We start from the raw sequence: 16,871 nt of genomic DNA on the forward strand, positions 1-16,871 counted from the left end.
TAACGGATATGGTCCCAGCCCTGCAACCACCCCAAGTCCCAGCCCTACCACCTCGCCGCAACCGATACCCCTGCTCACCTTCATCGCAAACAATCCCGGCCCCCACGCTGAACTCACACACCACCTAAATGGTGGCGCAAAGCTAGCATTCATCGGCCTCTGCAAATCATTCCTTTGGCTGATTTAGCTGACACATAAGCTCTCTAAAGTGCAGGTCTTCAAGCCAACACCGTGCAGTCAGATAAGGGATTCGTATGTTGCAGACCCGTGTTATCCCACCCGCCGAAGGCGCTTACCAATACCCACTGTTGATCAAACGCCTGCTGATGTCCGGGACCCGCTACGAAAAAACCCGGGAAATCATCTACCGCGACAAACTGCGTTACACCTATCCCACCCTCATCGAGCGCGTTGCGCGCCTGGCCAATGTGCTGACCGAGGCCGGGGTCAAGGCCGGTGACACCGTCGCCGTGATGGACTGGGACAGCCACCGTTACCTCGAATGCATGTTCGCCATCCCGATGATCGGCGCGGTAATCCACACCATCAACGTGCGCCTGTCGCCCGAACAGATTCTCTACACCATGAACCACGCCGAAGACCGCTTCGTGCTGGTCAACAGCGAGTTCGTGGGGCTTTACCAGGCCATCGCCGGCCACCTGACCACGGTCGACAAAACGCTGCTGCTCACCGACGGCGACGAAAAAACCGCCGAGCTGCCCAACCTGGTCGGCGAGTACGAAACCCTGCTGGCGGCCGCCAGCCCCACGTACGACTTCCAGGACTTCGACGAAAACTCCGTCGCCACCACCTTCTACACCACCGGCACCACCGGCAACCCCAAAGGCGTGTACTTCACCCACCGCCAACTGGTGCTGCACACCATGGGCGTTGCGACGATCATGGGCAGCGTCGACAGCGTGCGCCTGCTGGGCACCAACGACGTGTACATGCCGATCACGCCGATGTTCCACGTGCACGCCTGGGGCCTGCCGTACGTGGCAACCATGCTCGGTTTGAAGCAGGTCTATCCGGGCCGCTACGACCCGGAATACCTGGTGGAGTTGTGGCGCAAGGAAAAGGTCACTTTCTCCCACTGCGTGCCGACCATCCTGCAAATGGTGCTCAACGCTAAGGCGGCGCAAGGCGTGGATTTTGGCGGCTGGAAAATCGTCATCGGCGGCAGCGCGCTCAATCGCACGCTGTATGAAGCCGCCAAGGCGCGCGGTATTCAACTGACTGCCGCGTACGGCATGTCCGAGACCGGGCCGTTGGTGTCGTGTGCCCACCTCAACGAAGAACTGATGGCCGGCACCGAGGACGAGCGCACCACCTACCGCATCAAGGCCGGCGTGCCCGGGCCGTTGGTGGAAGCGGCGATTGTCGACAGCGAAGGCAACTTCCTGCCCGCTGACGGCGAGTCCCAGGGTGAGCTGGTGCTGCGCGCACCGTGGCTGACCGAAGGCTATTACAACGAGCCGCAAAAGGGCGCCGAGCTGTGGGAGGGCGGCTGGATGCACACCGGCGACGTGGCCACGCTGGACGCATTTGGCGTGATCGACATTCGCGACCGCATCAAGGATGTGATCAAGACCGGCGGCGAGTGGATCTCCTCCCTGGCCCTCGAAGATCTGGTCAGCCGTCACCCGGCGGTACGCGAAGTAGCGGTGGTGGGCATCGCCGACCCGCAATGGGGCGAGCGTCCGTTTGCGTTGCTGGTGGTGCATGATGGCCAAGTGATAGGTGCTCGCGAGCTCAAGGAACACCTCAAGCCTTTTGTCGAACTGGGCCATTTGAGCAAGTGGGCGATTCCAAGCCAGATTGCCGTTGTTACTGAAATTCCCAAGACCAGTGTCGGCAAGCTCGACAAAAAACGTATCCGTATCGACATCATTGAATGGCAGGCCAATAACAGCACGTTCCTGTCCACCCTCTGATGCCTCTCGCCGCGCCCGATCGGGCGCGGCAATGCTCTATCTCAAGCCTTCACTTGTGATTTGCCAATTTTCAGCCATCCTTGCCGCGCCGGCCTTCGTCGGCGTGGCGAAAGGACTGTGGCAGACGGGTTGGTGATGCAAATCACACTTTAGAGGGATCAAGCGGTACCCCCTGCTGGCTATAGTCCATCTCAGAGTTTTTCAAGGATGTTGCGCTTCGGGCCATGGGGGCTTGGTTGCCGTTCGGCATTGGAATCGTTGTATTCCGGCCGGTACATGCATCCAGAAGAAAGAACTCACTGCCATAACAATAATGCACATGGAGTAGCGTCGATGACCTCAGTAAACCAGTTCTGGCGCCGGGCAAGACTGCCCCTGGCCGTCAGTCTCGCTTCTACGCTCGCCGGGCCCGCATTCGGCGTCAGTTTCAACATCGGTGAAATCGAAGGTAGTTTTGACTCCTCCCTGTCGGTGGGGGCGAGCTGGTCGACTGCGGGTCGCAATAAAGACCTGATTGGTGTCAATAACGGCGGCAAGGGGCTTTCGCAAACCTCCGATGACGGCCACCTGAACTTCAACAAGGGTGATTCCTTCTCGAAGATCTTCAAGGGTATCCATGACCTTGAATTGAAATACGGCGACACCGGCATTTTTGTGCGTGGCAAATACTGGTATGACTTCGCGCTGCAAAACGAAGACCTGGACTTCAAGAATGTCAGCAACAACAACCGCAAAGAGGGCGCCAAGTCCTCTGGCGGGCAGATCCTCGATGCGTTCATTTATCACAACTACACCGTTGCCGATGAGCCAGGCAGCGTGCGCTTCGGCAAGCAGGTAGTGAGCTGGGGCGAAAGTACGTTCATTGGTGGCGGTATCAACTCGATCAACCCGATCGACGTGTCTGCATTCCGTCGTCCGGGCGCCGAGATCAAGGAAGGCTTGATTCCGGTCAATATGTTCTACGTGTCCCAGACCCTCACCGACAACCTCTCCGCAGAGGCGTTCTACCAGTTGGAGTGGGACCAGACGGTTGTGGATAACTGCGGCACGTTCTTCTCCCAGCCCGACGTGATTGCCGACGGTTGCAGCAATAACCTGCGGGTCTTGAACAAGCGCTCCACCATCCCTGGCGCGGCCTTGCCGACATTGAACGCGCTGGGTGTGGACGTGAACAATGAGGGCGTGCTGGTAAAACGTGGCGGTGACCGTGATGCACGGGACAGCGGCCAGTTCGGCGTGGCCATGCACTACAACTTCGAGCCACTGGACACGGAGTTCGGTGCGTACTTCATGAACTACCACAGCCGTGCGCCAATCTTCAGCGCCACCGGCGCGCCAAACTCGGCCTACACCCGTCCGCTGGGGCAACTGGCGGCGTTGCGTCCGTTGATCGTGGCCGGCAGTTCCCAGTACTTTGTCGAGTACCCGGAAGATATCCGCCTCTACGGCCTGAGCTTCTCCACCACGCTGCCTACCGGCACCGCCTGGAGTGGTGAATTGAGCTACCGGCCAAACGCGCCGGTACAACTGAGCACCACCGATATTCTGTATGCGGGCGTTACGCCGATTCGGGGCTATGAAAATGCATCGGTGCTCAAGGGCACCCCGGGCCAGGACCTGCATGGCTACAACCGCAAGGAAGTGACCCAGTTCCAGACCACCTTCACGCACTTCTTCGACCAGGTGATGGGCGCCACCCGCCTGACCACCGTGGGCGAAATCGGCGTAACCCATGTGGGCGGCTTGGAAAGCAAAAACACTGCGCGTTATGGCCGTGATCCAGTGTTCGGCCCTGGCACGCTGCCGGGTGGTTTCTGCAACGCGCTGAACAATTCGACCGCTCAAGGTGCGGGCCTGCCGAATGCATCCGGCTTGAACACCAACTGCAACAACGACGGCTACACCACCGCGACGTCCTGGGGTTATCGCGCCCGGGCGATCTGGGAATACCCGGATGTATTTGCCGGTGTGAACCTCAAGCCCAACGTGGCCTGGTCTCATGACGTCAAAGGGTATTCGCCAGGCCCTGGCGGCAACTTTGAAGAGGGTCGCAAGGCCGTCAGCCTGGGCGTCGATGCCGAGTACCAGAACACCTACACCGTCGGCCTGAACTACACCAACTTCTTTGGTGGCCGGTTCACCACGGTGGATGATCGCGACTTTATCGCCTTGAGCGCCGGCGTGAACTTCTAAGACTTTCTTTTTCAGATGCATGCATTTCAGGAAGAGCCAGAACATGAAAATAACTAAAAGTCTGTTGCACGTGGGTGTGCTTGGGCTGTCGATCATGGCGGGTAGCGTCATGGCGGCAGTCTCGGCCGATGAAGCCGCCAAGCTGGGCACGACCCTGACCCCGATGGGCGCAGAGATGGCCGGTAACGCGGCCGGCACCATCCCCAAATGGTCGCCGCTGCCCACCAATGCCGGCGCCGTGGATGCCCGTGGTTTCCTCGCCAACCCCTATGCCAGCGAGCAGCCGCAATTCACGATCACCGCGCAGAACGTCGAGCAGTACAAAGACAAGCTGGCGCCGGGGCAGTACGCGATGTTCAAGCGTTACCCGGACACCTTCAAGATGCCGGTCTACCCGACCCATCGCGGCGCCACCGTGCCGGCTGATGTGTTCGCTGCCATCAAGAAGAACGCCACCAATACCAACCTCGTGTCTGGCGGCAACGGCCTGGAAAATTTCGAAACCGCGGTTCCGTTTCCGATCCCCAAAAGCGGCGTGGAAGTGATCTGGAACCACATCACCCGCTATCGCGGCGGCAGCGTGACGCGTCTGGTCACCCAGGCCACGCCGCAAACCAACGGCTCGTTCAGCCTGGTGTACTTTCGCGATCAGTTTGTGTTCCGCGACAAGATGAAGGACTACGACCCGAAAAACCCGGGCAACGTGCTGTTCTACTTCAAGCAGCAAGTGACCGCGCCGGCACGTCTGGCCGGTGGTGTGCTGTTGGTGCACGAAACCCTCGACCAGGTGAAGGAGCCGCGTTCGGCGTGGGTCTACAACGCCGGCCAACGCCGTGTTCGCCGGGCGCCGCAAGTGTCCTATGACGGGCCGGGCACCGCCGCCGATGGCCTGCGTACCTCCGACAACCTCGACATGTACAACGGCGCACCGGACCGCTACGACTGGAAGCTGGAAGGCAAGAAAGAAATCTACATCGCCTCCAACAGCTACAAGATCGACGATCCGAAGCTCAAGTATGTCGACATCATCAAGGCCGGCCACATCAACCAGGACCTGGCACGTTATGAGCTGCGTCGCGTCTGGCACGTGGTCGCAACCTTGAAGGAAGGCCAGCGCCACATCTACGCCAAGCGTGACTTCTTCATCGACGAAGACACCTGGCAAGCCGCTGTGATCGACCACTACGATGGCCGTGGCCAATTGTGGCGCGTGGCTGAAGCTCACGCTGAGAACTACTACGACAAACAAGTGCCGTGGTATGCCCTCGAAACCCTCTACGACCTGCAGTCCGGCCGTTACCTGGCCCTGGGCATGAAGAACGAAGAGAAGCAGGCGTATGACTTCGGCTTTACCGCCACCACCAGCGACTTCACCCCGGCGGCCCTGCGCCAGGATGGCGTGCGCTAAGCAACACTCACTCGACAATGTGGGAGCTGGCTTGTGTAAAGCTGGCTTGTGTGGGAGTCGGGCTTGCCCGCGATGCAGGCGCCTCGGTGTATCAGTTACACCAAGTTGATGCTATCGCAGGCAAGCCAGCTCCCACACAAGCCAGCCTTGCGCAAGGCAGCTCTCACATTTTTTGTCGTAGTTCTTTTTCAGGTAAATGTTGCAAAGATCTACAACCCTGCCGCTTTTACCGCTAGTCTGCGGACATCTGCAATGCCGACAACAGCCTTCTACAAGAGCCCGGCGATGACTGATCTGTCCCGAATCCAAGGGCCTGCAAGCGCAGTAATTCCGACCCTGGAAGCGCGCTTCTACAGGCCACCTTTGCCTGACGGCTATGTGCTGCGCCCGCGCCTGTGCGAACGGCTGAGTGCTGGCCTGGAGGGGCGATTGCTACTGGTCAGCGCTCCGGCGGGGTTCGGCAAGAGTTCGCTGGCGGTAGAGTTCTGCCAGAGTTTGCCGGCGCATTGGCAAAGCCTGTGGCTGGGCCTGAGCCCACGCGATAACGACCCGGGCCGTTTCCTCGAGCGCCTGCTCGACGGTTTGCAACAGTATTTCCCGCAACTCGGCGCCCAATCCCTGGGCCTGCTGAAAATGCGCCAGCGTCACCAACCCTTTGCCTTTGAAGAATGGCTCGACGGCCTGCTCGATGAGCTGACGTTGCACTTGTCCACGCGTGCGCCCTTGTTGCTGGTACTGGATGACTACCATCTGGCTCAGGGCCCGGTGCTGGATCGTTGCCTGCAGTTTTTCCTCAATCATTTACCCGATGGGCTGGTGGTCATGGTCACCAGTCGCCAACGTCCCGACTGGCACCTGGCGCGCCTGCGGCTGTCCCGGCACCTGCTGGAGCTGCACGAACAGGACCTGCGCCTGACCCACGACGAATCGCTGGCCGTGCTGGATCGGCACAGCAGTTCGTTGCGCGGCGAGGCGCTGGACAACTTGATCCGGCGCAGTGAAGGGTGGGTCGCCGGCCTGCGTTTCTGGCTATTGGCAATCGCCGAAGCGGGCAATGAAAGCGCGTTGCCGCACAGCTTGCACGGTGGCGAAGGGCTGATTCGTGATTACCTGCTCGAAGAGGTCATCGACTGCCTGCCGGTTGAAGTGCAGGCGTTCCTGTACGACACGGCGCCTCAGGATCGTTTCTGCAGCGAACTGTGCGACGCCGTGCGCGAGGCCCACGACAGCGCGGAAATCCTGCGCTATCTGCAGGCCCATCAGGTGTTTCTGGTGCCGCTGGACGAACAGGGCCACTGGTACCGTTACCACCATTTGTTTTCCGATTTGCTGCGCACGCGCCGCGTGAGCAATGCCACCTTGCCGATTGCCAGCCTGCACTTGCGGGCCTGTCGTTGGTTCAACGCCCAGGGTTTTATCGACGAAGCCGTGGAGCAGGCGTTGCGCGCCGGCCACCTCGATGTGGCGGCAAACCTGGTGCAGAACCTGTCAGAGGAGCAACTGCTGGCCGAGCAGAATGTGGGCATGCTGCTGCGCTGGAAGATGGACTTGCCCGACAGCCTGCTGATCAGCACGCCGCGCTTGATCGTGCTCTACAGTTGGGCGCTGGGGTTGGCGTGCCAGTTGGATGCGGCAGAAGAATTGTCAGGCTACCTCAGTCGCTTCCTGCCGGCGCCGTCGGCCACTGCGCAAAAGTCGATGCTGGCCCAATGGCTGGCGCTGAGCGGGATCATCGCCCGCGGGCGAGGTGATCGTGAGTTGACCCAGCGTTATTGCAGCGAGGCGTTGGAAAGCCTGCCGCACAAACGCTACGGCCAGCGCCTGATGTGCCTGTCGACCCTGTCCAACCTGGCTATTGTCGATGCCGACCTGTGGCGCGCGCGTGGCCTGAATCGCGAATCTCTGGAGCTGGCGCAGCGCGTTGGCAACCCGCTGTTCGAGGCCCTGGCCCATTACGACCGCGCGCGCGTGTTGCAGGCGCGCGGCGAAATTCTGCGTTCTCTGGACGAAGTGCGCCAGGGGCTGCAACGCCTGCAGGGCCTTGCGCCTCAACGGCTGTACGCCGTACGCGCGCGGCTATCGCTGTACGAAGGTTACCTGCTGCTGGTGCGTTATCAGTCAGACGCTGGCCTTGCTCGCTTGCGTGCCGGCCTGAGCGAAGCGCGCGCCTGCCGCGATATCAGCGTACTCATCGGGCATTGTGTGATCGCCAATTTCGAAGGGCGGCGCGGTGATTTCGCCAAGGCCTTCGCCGAACTTGCCGAAGCCGAGCGCTTGATGCATATCTGGGACGTGCCGCCGATCTATTACCTGGCGATGATTACCCTGATCAAATGCGAATTATGGCTGGCCCAAGGCCGCACCGACCTCGCCGACGCCTGGCTGACCCGCCTGGGGCAGACCTATAACGGTGAGCACGCCGCCGCCGCACCGGAGTTTCATCCGCACCTGGCGCAACACATCGGGCTGCAGCAGGCCGCACTCGATGCGATCCGCCATCAACCGGCTGCGGCCCTGCAGCGCCTCGAAGAGCTGGCGCAGCAGGCGCATAACAGCGGGCGCCAGATGATTGCCCTGATGGCCCTGACCCAGCAGGCGCATGTATTGCTGGAGTGCGGCCAGGAAGCCAAGGCGCGGCCGATCGTGGCCCAGGCGCTCGAGGCGGGCGTTGGTGGCGCACTGCAACCGTTCCAGCGGCTGCTGGAACGTTATCCTGATTGGATGCGCGAGCAACTCGGCAAGACCCCGCATGCGCTGTTGAACCAAAGCCTGTTGGCGCTGCTGCCGGTGGTTGCCGCCGCCGAGGCCCTGCCCACGCACGAAACCCTCAGCACCCGCGAGCTGGCAGTGCTGCAACTGATCGCCCAAGGCTGCTCAAACCAGGAGATCAGCAACCAGTTGTTTATCTCCCTGCACACGGTGAAAACCCACGCCAGCCATATCAACAGCAAGCTGGGCGTGGAACGCCGAACCCAGGCAGTAGCGCGGGCGCAGGAGATGGGGTTGTTGGGGTAGGCAGCAACGCATTTGTGCCAAAATCGCTGACTTACAAATGATCGAGTTCGCTCTGATGTCTCAGCTACCAGCCCTGATTCGCGAAACCTTCCCCGTCGGCCCGTTGCAGTGCAACTGCACCATCATCGGTGACCCGATCACCAAAAAAGCCATCGTGGTCGACCCCGGCGGCAATCACGAGCTGATCCTGGCTCGCCTGGAGGCGTTGGGCCTCAAGGTGGTGAGCATCATCCATACCCATGCGCACCTCGATCACTTCCTGGCTTCCGGCCAATTGAAAGAGAAAACCGGCGCCACTTTGCATCTGCACAAAGACGATAAATTCCTGTGGGATAACCTGGAAATGCAGTGCCAGATGTTTCGCGTGCCTTATACGCCGGTGCCGTCGCCTGATCGCTGGTTGGAAGATGATGAGGCGTTGGCCTGTGGTTGCGGCGTGGCCTTGCACACGCCAGGGCATACGCCAGGTTCGATGAGCTTCTGGTTTGCCTAATGTAGTCAAGCGTTTTTAACGAAAAGTGAGCAGAGCGGATTGGATCCCTCCCATGCTAGCTCTAGACGCTTGAGGAGACGTGAAGGCTCAAGAGTCATATGGGGCGGCACTAACATTTGGATCTGCATCAATCTCAGTGCGGATGCGCTTAAAAAGTGAATCAAAGTCAGTTCCGGGTTCGGCTATCAAGAATGTCTGGACGATTAAGCTCAATGGGTGCATTCCCATTCTTCTCGCAAGATCTGAAGCTTTTTCAAGGGTGACGTTTCGCAGACCTCTTTCCAAAGTACTTAAGTACGTCCTACTGCTGATGATCCCGAAGTCCTCTTGAGTCAATGCTCTCTGAAGCCTGGTCTTGCGCAAAGCTATGGCGAAGGCGTTCTTCAGTTCCATTTTGAATGACCTTTCAAAAGGAACGATGAAGCCTTTTTGAATACTATAGGGCTACAATCTATAGTGTTCATTTAGGGTCGAAATCTATGTTCCAGCATTCATTCGCTACAAACTGTTTGGCTGCCGAGAGTGATAGTCGTCTCCCATCGACGATGCTCATCGTTGCCGTCTTGAATCTCAATGAGCCCGACCAAACCGTGGAGATGGTTAAGTGTTCTTCCGGACAAGCTCTTGCCGACCTATTCAACGAGTTGGATCGACCCTACGCTGAGCAGGCGATCGTCGGTGTGCAGCTTGCGATTCCGCCGCAGCTGAATGGTTCAAAACGCTGGACTGTGGAAGCAGTTTTAGACTTTGCAAGAGCAAGGTCGAGGAGTCACGGTGATGAGGCCTTGGATATCTACGCCTATCGTCTCGCTTCAGATGCTCTGTTCACCGACAACGCGTTGGTTGAGCTGACAGACGTCCTCGAGTGGCGAACCCTGTATGGAGCGTCCAATGGTGAGGGGGCGTGTGATTCTCAGTTAATGGCTCACCAAGCATGGCTTTCCATTGTAATTACTACAATGGTAAATGCGGTGAATCTACCCGATGAAGAAAACGACGTTTCCTGAGATGCTTATCTTGCGATGTAAATACCGTGCTTTATCCTAATACCTCGATAGACCTAGGCAAAATAAGCGCGAATGGTTAGGCAATCGTAATGGTGAGGCTGTGTCATGCGAAAACAAAAAAATAAGCGAAAAAAAAGCAAGTTCATTAAACCGCTGATGGCTGGAAAATATGCTCAAGAAGCGCGTCTTGTATTCGGAGAGCGATCGGGGCGCGCGAGCCGATTCCTCAATGCGGTATCGAGTACCAACCAGGATTTGGAACCGATCGGTAGCTTAGCAGGAAAGCCGCCGCGTATTGGATGATGACAGGCGCGAGAATGTTTATTTAGATAAGCTTACCAACGGCCATTGCGCGAAGGTCCTCGCAGGATTAGCTTGGACTTTATATATTCAGCCCTAACCCTGATAACACAAAGTGGTGGCTATGGCGCTTCCAACTGAAGAAATTATTGTCGAGCGTTATAAGCGCTTAAGTGGCCTTTCTATCAATATTCATACGAGCAAAGGTGGAGTGAGCGAAAGACGGGTCGTGCAACTGCATGGCCTCTCTAGCGAGAAAGCTACAGCATTCCTTGTTGGGATTGATCTGATGGCCCAAGCCTTCAATGCTCAACTGAAGCCCTTGCCCGAGACAAAATCTCAGGGCTGGTAAGCATGCTGATACCTCAGAAACCTGTCCGGCCCTCCCTACTGCGTGAAGCGAAGATGCTCGCCATGGGTAAAACTCGGATCTTGAACTCTGGTGATTGGCTGACTGCGCAAGAGGTTGCGGAGCTTGCCCAGATCAAGACAGTCAATGCTAGTTCGCAACCCAACAAATGGAAGCGTGCTGGGAGGATTTTTGCCTTGCGCCATGAGGGCATCGATTACTTCCCCGCCTACGGACTGGATCCATTGACTGGCTACAGGCCGCTGGCTGACCTGGCTGAGGTCGTAGCTATTTTAGAGAGCAAGAAGGATGGCTGGGGAATGGCCTTCTGGTTTGGCTCCTCGAACTCAATGCTAGCCGGCAAGCCCCCCAAGGAAGTTCTCAAAGACTTTCCTGAATCTGTGGTGGATGCTGCAAAAGACGAGGTTTGCAGGATTTTTCATGGCTGAACGCCAACTGAATTCGATTTCAGGCCGTATTATTGTAAACGTCCGCCCAACATATCTTGCTCAACTTCATCGTCTTTCTGGGGGATGGGAAATCCACCTCGTTGATACCCAGTCCCGCACGGATACAGGGTATGCGACTGGCCTTACGTCACTCAACTCCCATGTGAGCCAGCCATCTTCAAAATAGCTTGAACAGGCCTTGCCGGTACGCGACCCTTCAGGCACAAGTTGCTTCTGAGCGATCCCCCAGGCATGAAGTACGTCAATGATTGGCGCTGTTTTTTCACGCCGTATTCGCTGCTGGTCACCTGGTGCCAGTTCGCGAACTTCTAGCTCCTCCTCTTACAAAACGGCGATCTAGTGCAGCGCTTTTTCGGCGATCTGGCTTTGTGGGTCGCGGGCAAGTCTCTAGAGCCTCAGAAGGCTGATCTAAATCCAGCGTCTCGCACGCACTTCACAACATTCTTCCGTCAGAGTCGATAACTCGTTAACCCAGAGCACTAGCCAATGGTCAGTGGCGGCAACGACCAATCAGCGGCGCCGCCGCCCTCCACTCAAACCGACAAACCCAGCGCTGCAAGATGAATCGCCCCTAGTTTCGTAGACACCTCCAAGCCTTAAAATGAGGCCCATTAGGAGGTGCCATGAGCAACCAGCGTTATCCCGAAGAATTCAAAATCCAGGCGGTCAAGCAAGTGACCGAAAAGCAGCTTCCTGTCTCGGAGGTGGCTGCACGATTGGGTGTGTCTGTGCACAGCCTCTATGCCTGGGTTAAGCGCTACACCAAGCCTCAGGAACAGCGCGTTGAGGAGGATGATCAGAGCGCTGAGGTTCGTCGTCTACGTGCCGAGCTGAAACGGGTGACGGAGGAGCGAGACATCTTAAAAAAGGCCGCCGCGTACTTTGCCAAGGAGTGCGGCTGAAGTACGCCTTTATTAAGCAGCAAGCGGGTCATTACGCGATTCGACGGCTTTGCCTGACGCTCAAGGTTCATCCCAGCGGCTACTACGCGTGGCTATCAGAACCAAAATCTGCGCGAGCCAAGGACGATCAGCGACTGCTTGGATTGATCAAACACTCCTGGCTGGAAAGCGGTGGCGTTTATGGCTATCGAAAGATCCATGATGACCTGCGAGAGGTTGGTGAGAGCTGTGGCCGTCACCGGGTGGCTAGGTTGATGCGCCTTGAAGGTTTACGTTCTCAGACTGGGTATCGACGGAGGCCTGGAAAATACGGCGGTAAGCCAGCCGTTGCCTCACCGAACTTACTGAAGCGCCAATTCGATGTCAGAGAACCCAACAAAGTTTGGGTCACAGACATTACCTACATCCGAACATATGAAGGCTGGCTGTATTTGGCCGTGGTGCTCGATCTGTTTTCACGCCAGATCATTGGTTGGTCAATGAAGTCGCAGATGACCAGCGACGTAGCCATTGATGCACTGCTGATGGCGGTTTGGAGACGTTAGCCGAAGCAAGAGGTGATGATCCACTCGGATCAAGGCAGTCAGTACAGCAGCTCAGACTGGCGAAGCTTCTTGAAAGCTAACAACCTGGTAGCCAGCATGAGTCGTCGAGGTAATTGCCACGACAACGCTGTGGCGGAGAGCTTTTTCCAGTTGCTGAAGCGGGAACGGATCAAGCGTAAAATCTACACTACACGCCAGGATGCTCGAGATGATGTGTTCGATTACATCGAGATGTTTTACAACCCAAAACGACGCCACAGTTTCAACAATCAGCTGTCACCGGTAGAGTTTGAAAAGCGTTACGCAGCGAGCCTTGAGAGTGTCTAGAAAACCCGGGGCGATTCATCTTGGATAATCCGAAGTATCGACAGCGGACCATCATTGAGCGATGTTTGAGTTGGTCAGAGAGAGGCGCAGAGTAGCGACTCGCTGCGACAAATTGGCTAGGAGCTTTGCAGCCCGCCAACGCTGGGCTGCGGCAAAACCTAGCACTGCTCCACGCTTTACCGCGGCCGATGTATGGAAAGGATCTGCTAGAAGGCCCCCAAGTCTCTATGTTGAGCAAGGCGACAAGCAAACACAATCCTTTTAAATAGCTTAAACCTATAGAAATCAGATAGTTAATCAACCTTGTCAGAGAAGAGTCAGCTTGATTTTTATCTATATTGAACACCTGATAGAGCTCAAGGCGCGAGGCAAGCAGTCATCCACGTAATGAGAATCACAAAATCGTAACATTAGTGTAACCAAAACGCCTTGAAATAATGTTGTAATAATCCCGCATGAATGCTGAATCGATTCAGCATATTTATTTCGATCAGTCAGTCCGGCTATCGTTTGCAAAAACATAATTTAAATGATTGAGACAGGAGTTTTGATCTGTGAAATTTAATAAAAAACCACAAAGTTGGTTCAGATACAGAGGTTATTACTGTGCTGCGGAGTATGAAAATAGGTAAACGAGCCGCGATTATTTTTTCTTTTGTTGGAGTCTTGGTTATTACAATGGGACTTACCTCTCTGTATCAAGCCAAGAAAATGGACTCTGCGACAGATGAAATAAGAACTGTTTGGTTGCAAGGGGTATTAGCTTTAGGCGAGATTGGAATGGATTTGGGAAGCTCGAGAGCATTAACTCTTCGAAGTGTAATTCTCGAGGGCGAATCTGAACGGATCAGTACCATTAGCCGCATAAATGAATTGAATAAAAAAATTAAAAACGAAACACAGAGTTATGAAAAGACAGTTCTTGCGCCTGAAGATAGAAAGCTGTTCTCGGACTTTGTTTATCAACTAACAGAATACGAGAACTATCAAGAAAAAGTTTTGAAAGCTGTAATTGAAGGGCGGGAGCACGATCAGGTTGAATTGGTGGAAGGTCCTCTTGTCGCTCGATCCAATTCGCTTATGGTCGCCCTGCAAGAACTTAATAAATTCAATGTAAATGGTATTGTAAACGCTGCCAATTTGAGCAAACACACATTTCACATTGCCTTGATAGTGAATTCAGTCTCACTTGCTCTAATACTTGTTGTTCTAGTTTCCGTTGCTGTGTTGTTAACTAGAAGCATTGTAATTCCTCTGGCGGACGCGGTTGACGTTGCTAAGCGAGTAGCAGGTGGTGATTTAGCCAAAAAAATTGTCGTGCATGGTAATGATGAGCCCGCTAATTTGTTGACAGCTCTACATGAAATGCAAACAAGTTTGCGCGTTACTATTCATCAAATTGCTGGCTCGTCCGAGCAGCTCGCCTCTGCATCAGAAGAGCTGAATGCGGTGACCGAGGACAGTAACCGGGGACTTACTCAGCAAAGCCTAGAAATAGATCAGGCTGCAGCTGCCATCAATGAGATGACCGCTGCAGTGGAAGAGGTTGCGAATAATGCAGTCACTACTGCAGTCGCGTCAAAAGATGCTGAGAGAAGTACTCAAGATGGACGCGTAAGGGTCACTGAGGCTCTAGAATCTATAGCTATACTCACTAATGATGTTTCTCTCTCATCACAGGAAATTGAACAGCTCGCCAAAAGTATTAATGATATTGGAGGCGTGATAGATGTAATTCGTTCCATTGCAGATCAAACTAACTTATTAGCTTTGAACGCTGCGATCGAAGCTGCTCGCGCAGGTGAAGCTGGGAGTGGTTTTGCAGTTGTAGCCGACGAAGTTCGCTCACTGGCGCATCGAACTCAGCAGTCCACGATCGAAATTGAAAGTATGATTAGCAGTATTCAATCCGGCACCCTGCGTGCGGTCGGAGCAATGAACGAAAGCCAAGAGCGGGCTGCAACTACTCTTGAGATCAGTCATGCTGCGAGTGAGGCATTTAGAGTAATTAGCGAAGCAATCACTGATATAAACGAAAAGAATATGGTGATTGCAAACGCGTCTGAAGAGCAGGCGCAAGTTGCCAGAGAAGTTGATAAGAATTTGATCAATATCCGTAATTTATCGATTCAAACATCAGCTGGTTCCAATCAAACTACCGCAGCTAGTCAAGAGCTATCGCGACTTGCAATTGAGCTTAATGCAATGACTTTAAAATTCAAGGTTTAACAATGGTTTATTTGCTCGTAGGGGAAAGATTATTCTGCGAGCAATAACATAAATAAACTAACTTTTAAATTCAGCTTATCTACTTAAAAATATCTGCGTCAAAAGAGGCCCGTGTTTCATTTCGCACAATAAGGCTTATTGCTTAGAGGCCTCCTAAAATTGAATAGAATGATGACATAATTAGCAAATTTTAACTCTGATCATTAAAATGATTTTTGAAAATTTGATTGGAGATTGAGAGCTACAGGGGGGGGGATGGGAAAATCATCTGCTTTAAAAGAGTGGTTCATTGAATATAGGATAATGTTTGGCTTAGATGAAGAGAAATATCATGGGGCTCTAAAATCGGCTGAATCGCTGAAAGAAAGAAAAATTGTAAGTGAGGCTGAGTGGCGGAGCATGGTTCGGCTTGCTAATGCAGGACTGATGCTGTTTGAAAAAAAATAATACTTTCATACCGAACTCGAGGATAAAGCTAATAATATTGATGTATTAGCGATCATAACATAGCAGAAGCCAGTGACAAAGTCGTTCAACCAGTCTTTAAATTAATCAAATAATCTCAGAGCGCTTCGGCAATAACCTTCCCATCTGCGGTCTACCATGAATTAAAAAGCGGAAGGTTTATGCCATAAGTTAAATAAATGCCTAGCCTCATATTAAATTCATATACATAAGAATATAGTGGGGGGAAGGTTGGCTTGAGTTTTATGTGGTATCAAAGAATTAATGCGATGCAAACTAAATTACGAATATCCCTAATAATGTCAAAGTTTTGGCAGTACTTAAAAATATTATCATGTGTGATGCCTTTGAGAACTGATGCTATATTATTAATTTTGAAATAGCTTGGCGCTAAATATTAGCAAATAAAATGGTCTGAATATTGATCTGGTAAATAGTTAAATTGAAAGAACAACTAATTTATATCTCACCGCTCAGCAATTCGCCTCCATGGTTTTTCATGCCAAAGCTTCAGAAATATGACCGTACCGGCAAGGACAACGGTTATACCATTAGCAAACATCACTGGAAAATCTCCAATTTTGTAGCCGTAAGAAGACCAGCAAGCTACTCCAAAAAATAAAGAAGACCACATACCCAATGATAAGCCGCTTGTGTCTTTGTTTTTTATGATATGTATAACCTGTATTAAAAAAGAAACTGTCGTCACCCAGGCGGCCAAGCCGCCTAAAGCTGAAGGCCATGAAGACAGCATGATAACGCTTAGTAACGTAACTATTAAAGTTGCTAGAACTAGTAAGAGTTTATTCATAAGGCCCACTCGATAAAATTTATTCGCCTGTTTCAATGCCCGACACTAATTCCCCAAACAACAAGATATAGTATTAAGTCAAATTTGAAAACTACGAATTTTGTTGGAGCTGTAAAAAAGTTCACTTATCCCCACTGTTCCATATGTAGTTAGTATTATTAACCAACTATAAACGATAGGATTGGGTCTCAAACCACTATGGCCGTCGCTCGCTGGATATTTGTGTTAGCCAAACTGTATTGATGATCCCTGGCAGTCTATAGAGACTATGTGCAAATCTCAGTAGATTTTGCAAATAAAATTTAAAAAGTCAATAATTTATTTTTCATCATTATAAAGTATACAGTACTTCAATGTTGAGCGCCATGTGCATTCTTGTCGTAATTAAAAGTTCACTGTGGTTAACTGCATTAGATGTTA

Annotated in this window: 12 protein-coding genes and 2 pseudogenes; 12 read left to right on the forward strand and 2 right to left on the reverse strand. The window is 53.5% G+C overall.

The window, feature by feature from the left end; translation table 11 throughout:
- The first annotated feature begins 254 nt into the window (after window positions 1-254).
- The 5 genes and pseudogenes from AACV02_RS25585 to AACV02_RS25605 all read left to right on the forward strand — a co-directional run.
- Entirely contained in the window at window positions 255-1,937 is a 1,683-nt protein-coding gene (locus AACV02_RS25585; RefSeq protein ID WP_119735342.1) for a fatty acid--CoA ligase, read from the forward strand.
- A gap of 333 nt (window positions 1,938-2,270) precedes the next feature.
- Window positions 2,271-4,130 carry a DUF1302 domain-containing protein gene (locus tag AACV02_RS25590; protein ID WP_106579576.1) on the forward strand — a complete coding sequence of 620 codons (1,860 nt, stop codon included), beginning with the start codon at window positions 2,271-2,273 and terminating at the stop codon, window positions 4,128-4,130.
- A 43-nt stretch (window positions 4,131-4,173) separates the two neighbouring features.
- A complete protein-coding gene (locus tag AACV02_RS25595; protein WP_106579575.1) occupies window positions 4,174-5,538 on the forward strand; it encodes a DUF1329 domain-containing protein in 1,365 nt (454 codons plus the stop codon).
- 285 nt (window positions 5,539-5,823) lie between these two features.
- Window positions 5,824-8,553 (forward strand): LuxR C-terminal-related transcriptional regulator, encoded by a 2,730-nt coding sequence (locus AACV02_RS25600; protein ID WP_119735344.1) that lies wholly within the window; start codon window positions 5,824-5,826, stop codon window positions 8,551-8,553.
- Between the two features lie 55 nt (window positions 8,554-8,608).
- Window positions 8,609-9,040, forward strand: a pseudogene (locus tag AACV02_RS25605) (MBL fold metallo-hydrolase); the annotation flags it as partial.
- Between the two features lie 93 nt (window positions 9,041-9,133).
- Here the strand turns inward: AACV02_RS25605 and AACV02_RS25610 are convergent.
- Complete coding sequence (locus tag AACV02_RS25610) at window positions 9,134-9,439, reverse strand: helix-turn-helix domain-containing protein (protein WP_078046917.1); 306 nt, start codon at window positions 9,437-9,439, stop codon at window positions 9,134-9,136.
- 86 nt (window positions 9,440-9,525) lie between these two features.
- Between AACV02_RS25610 and AACV02_RS25615 the strand changes: the two genes are divergently transcribed.
- The 7 genes and pseudogenes from AACV02_RS25615 (at window position 9,526) to AACV02_RS25650 (ending at window position 15,622) form a co-directional block, all read left to right on the forward strand.
- Entirely contained in the window at window positions 9,526-10,053 is a 528-nt protein-coding gene (locus tag AACV02_RS25615) for a hypothetical protein (RefSeq protein WP_234451996.1), read from the forward strand.
- A gap of 105 nt (window positions 10,054-10,158) precedes the next feature.
- Window positions 10,159-10,356, forward strand: coding sequence for a hypothetical protein (locus AACV02_RS25620; protein ID WP_078046919.1), 198 nt, complete (start codon window positions 10,159-10,161; stop codon window positions 10,354-10,356).
- 121 nt (window positions 10,357-10,477) lie between these two features.
- Entirely contained in the window at window positions 10,478-10,705 is a 228-nt protein-coding gene (locus AACV02_RS25625) for a hypothetical protein (RefSeq protein WP_177413649.1), read from the forward strand.
- A gap of 2 nt (window positions 10,706-10,707) precedes the next feature.
- The gene (locus tag AACV02_RS25630; RefSeq protein WP_119735346.1) at window positions 10,708-11,151 is read left to right on the forward strand and encodes a hypothetical protein; all 444 of its coding nucleotides are present in this window, start codon (window positions 10,708-10,710) and stop codon (window positions 11,149-11,151) included.
- A 644-nt stretch (window positions 11,152-11,795) separates the two neighbouring features.
- Window positions 11,796-12,946: pseudogene (locus AACV02_RS25640) on the forward strand (IS3 family transposase).
- 618 nt (window positions 12,947-13,564) lie between these two features.
- Window positions 13,565-15,175, forward strand: coding sequence for a methyl-accepting chemotaxis protein (locus tag AACV02_RS25645; protein WP_119735347.1), 1,611 nt, complete (start codon window positions 13,565-13,567; stop codon window positions 15,173-15,175).
- 255 nt (window positions 15,176-15,430) lie between these two features.
- Complete coding sequence (locus tag AACV02_RS25650) at window positions 15,431-15,622, forward strand: hypothetical protein (protein ID WP_157986786.1); 192 nt, start codon at window positions 15,431-15,433, stop codon at window positions 15,620-15,622.
- 484 nt (window positions 15,623-16,106) lie between these two features.
- Here AACV02_RS25650 and AACV02_RS25655 read toward each other — a convergent pair whose 3' ends face one another.
- A complete protein-coding gene (locus tag AACV02_RS25655) occupies window positions 16,107-16,451 on the reverse strand; it encodes a SemiSWEET family sugar transporter (protein WP_119735348.1) in 345 nt (114 codons plus the stop codon).
- Between the last annotated feature and the right edge of the window lie 420 nt (window positions 16,452-16,871).

It is taken from the genome of Pseudomonas sp. Larv2_ips, from assembly GCF_963879675.1.
In the GTDB taxonomy this organism is placed as follows: Bacteria; Pseudomonadota; Gammaproteobacteria; order Pseudomonadales; family Pseudomonadaceae; genus Aquipseudomonas.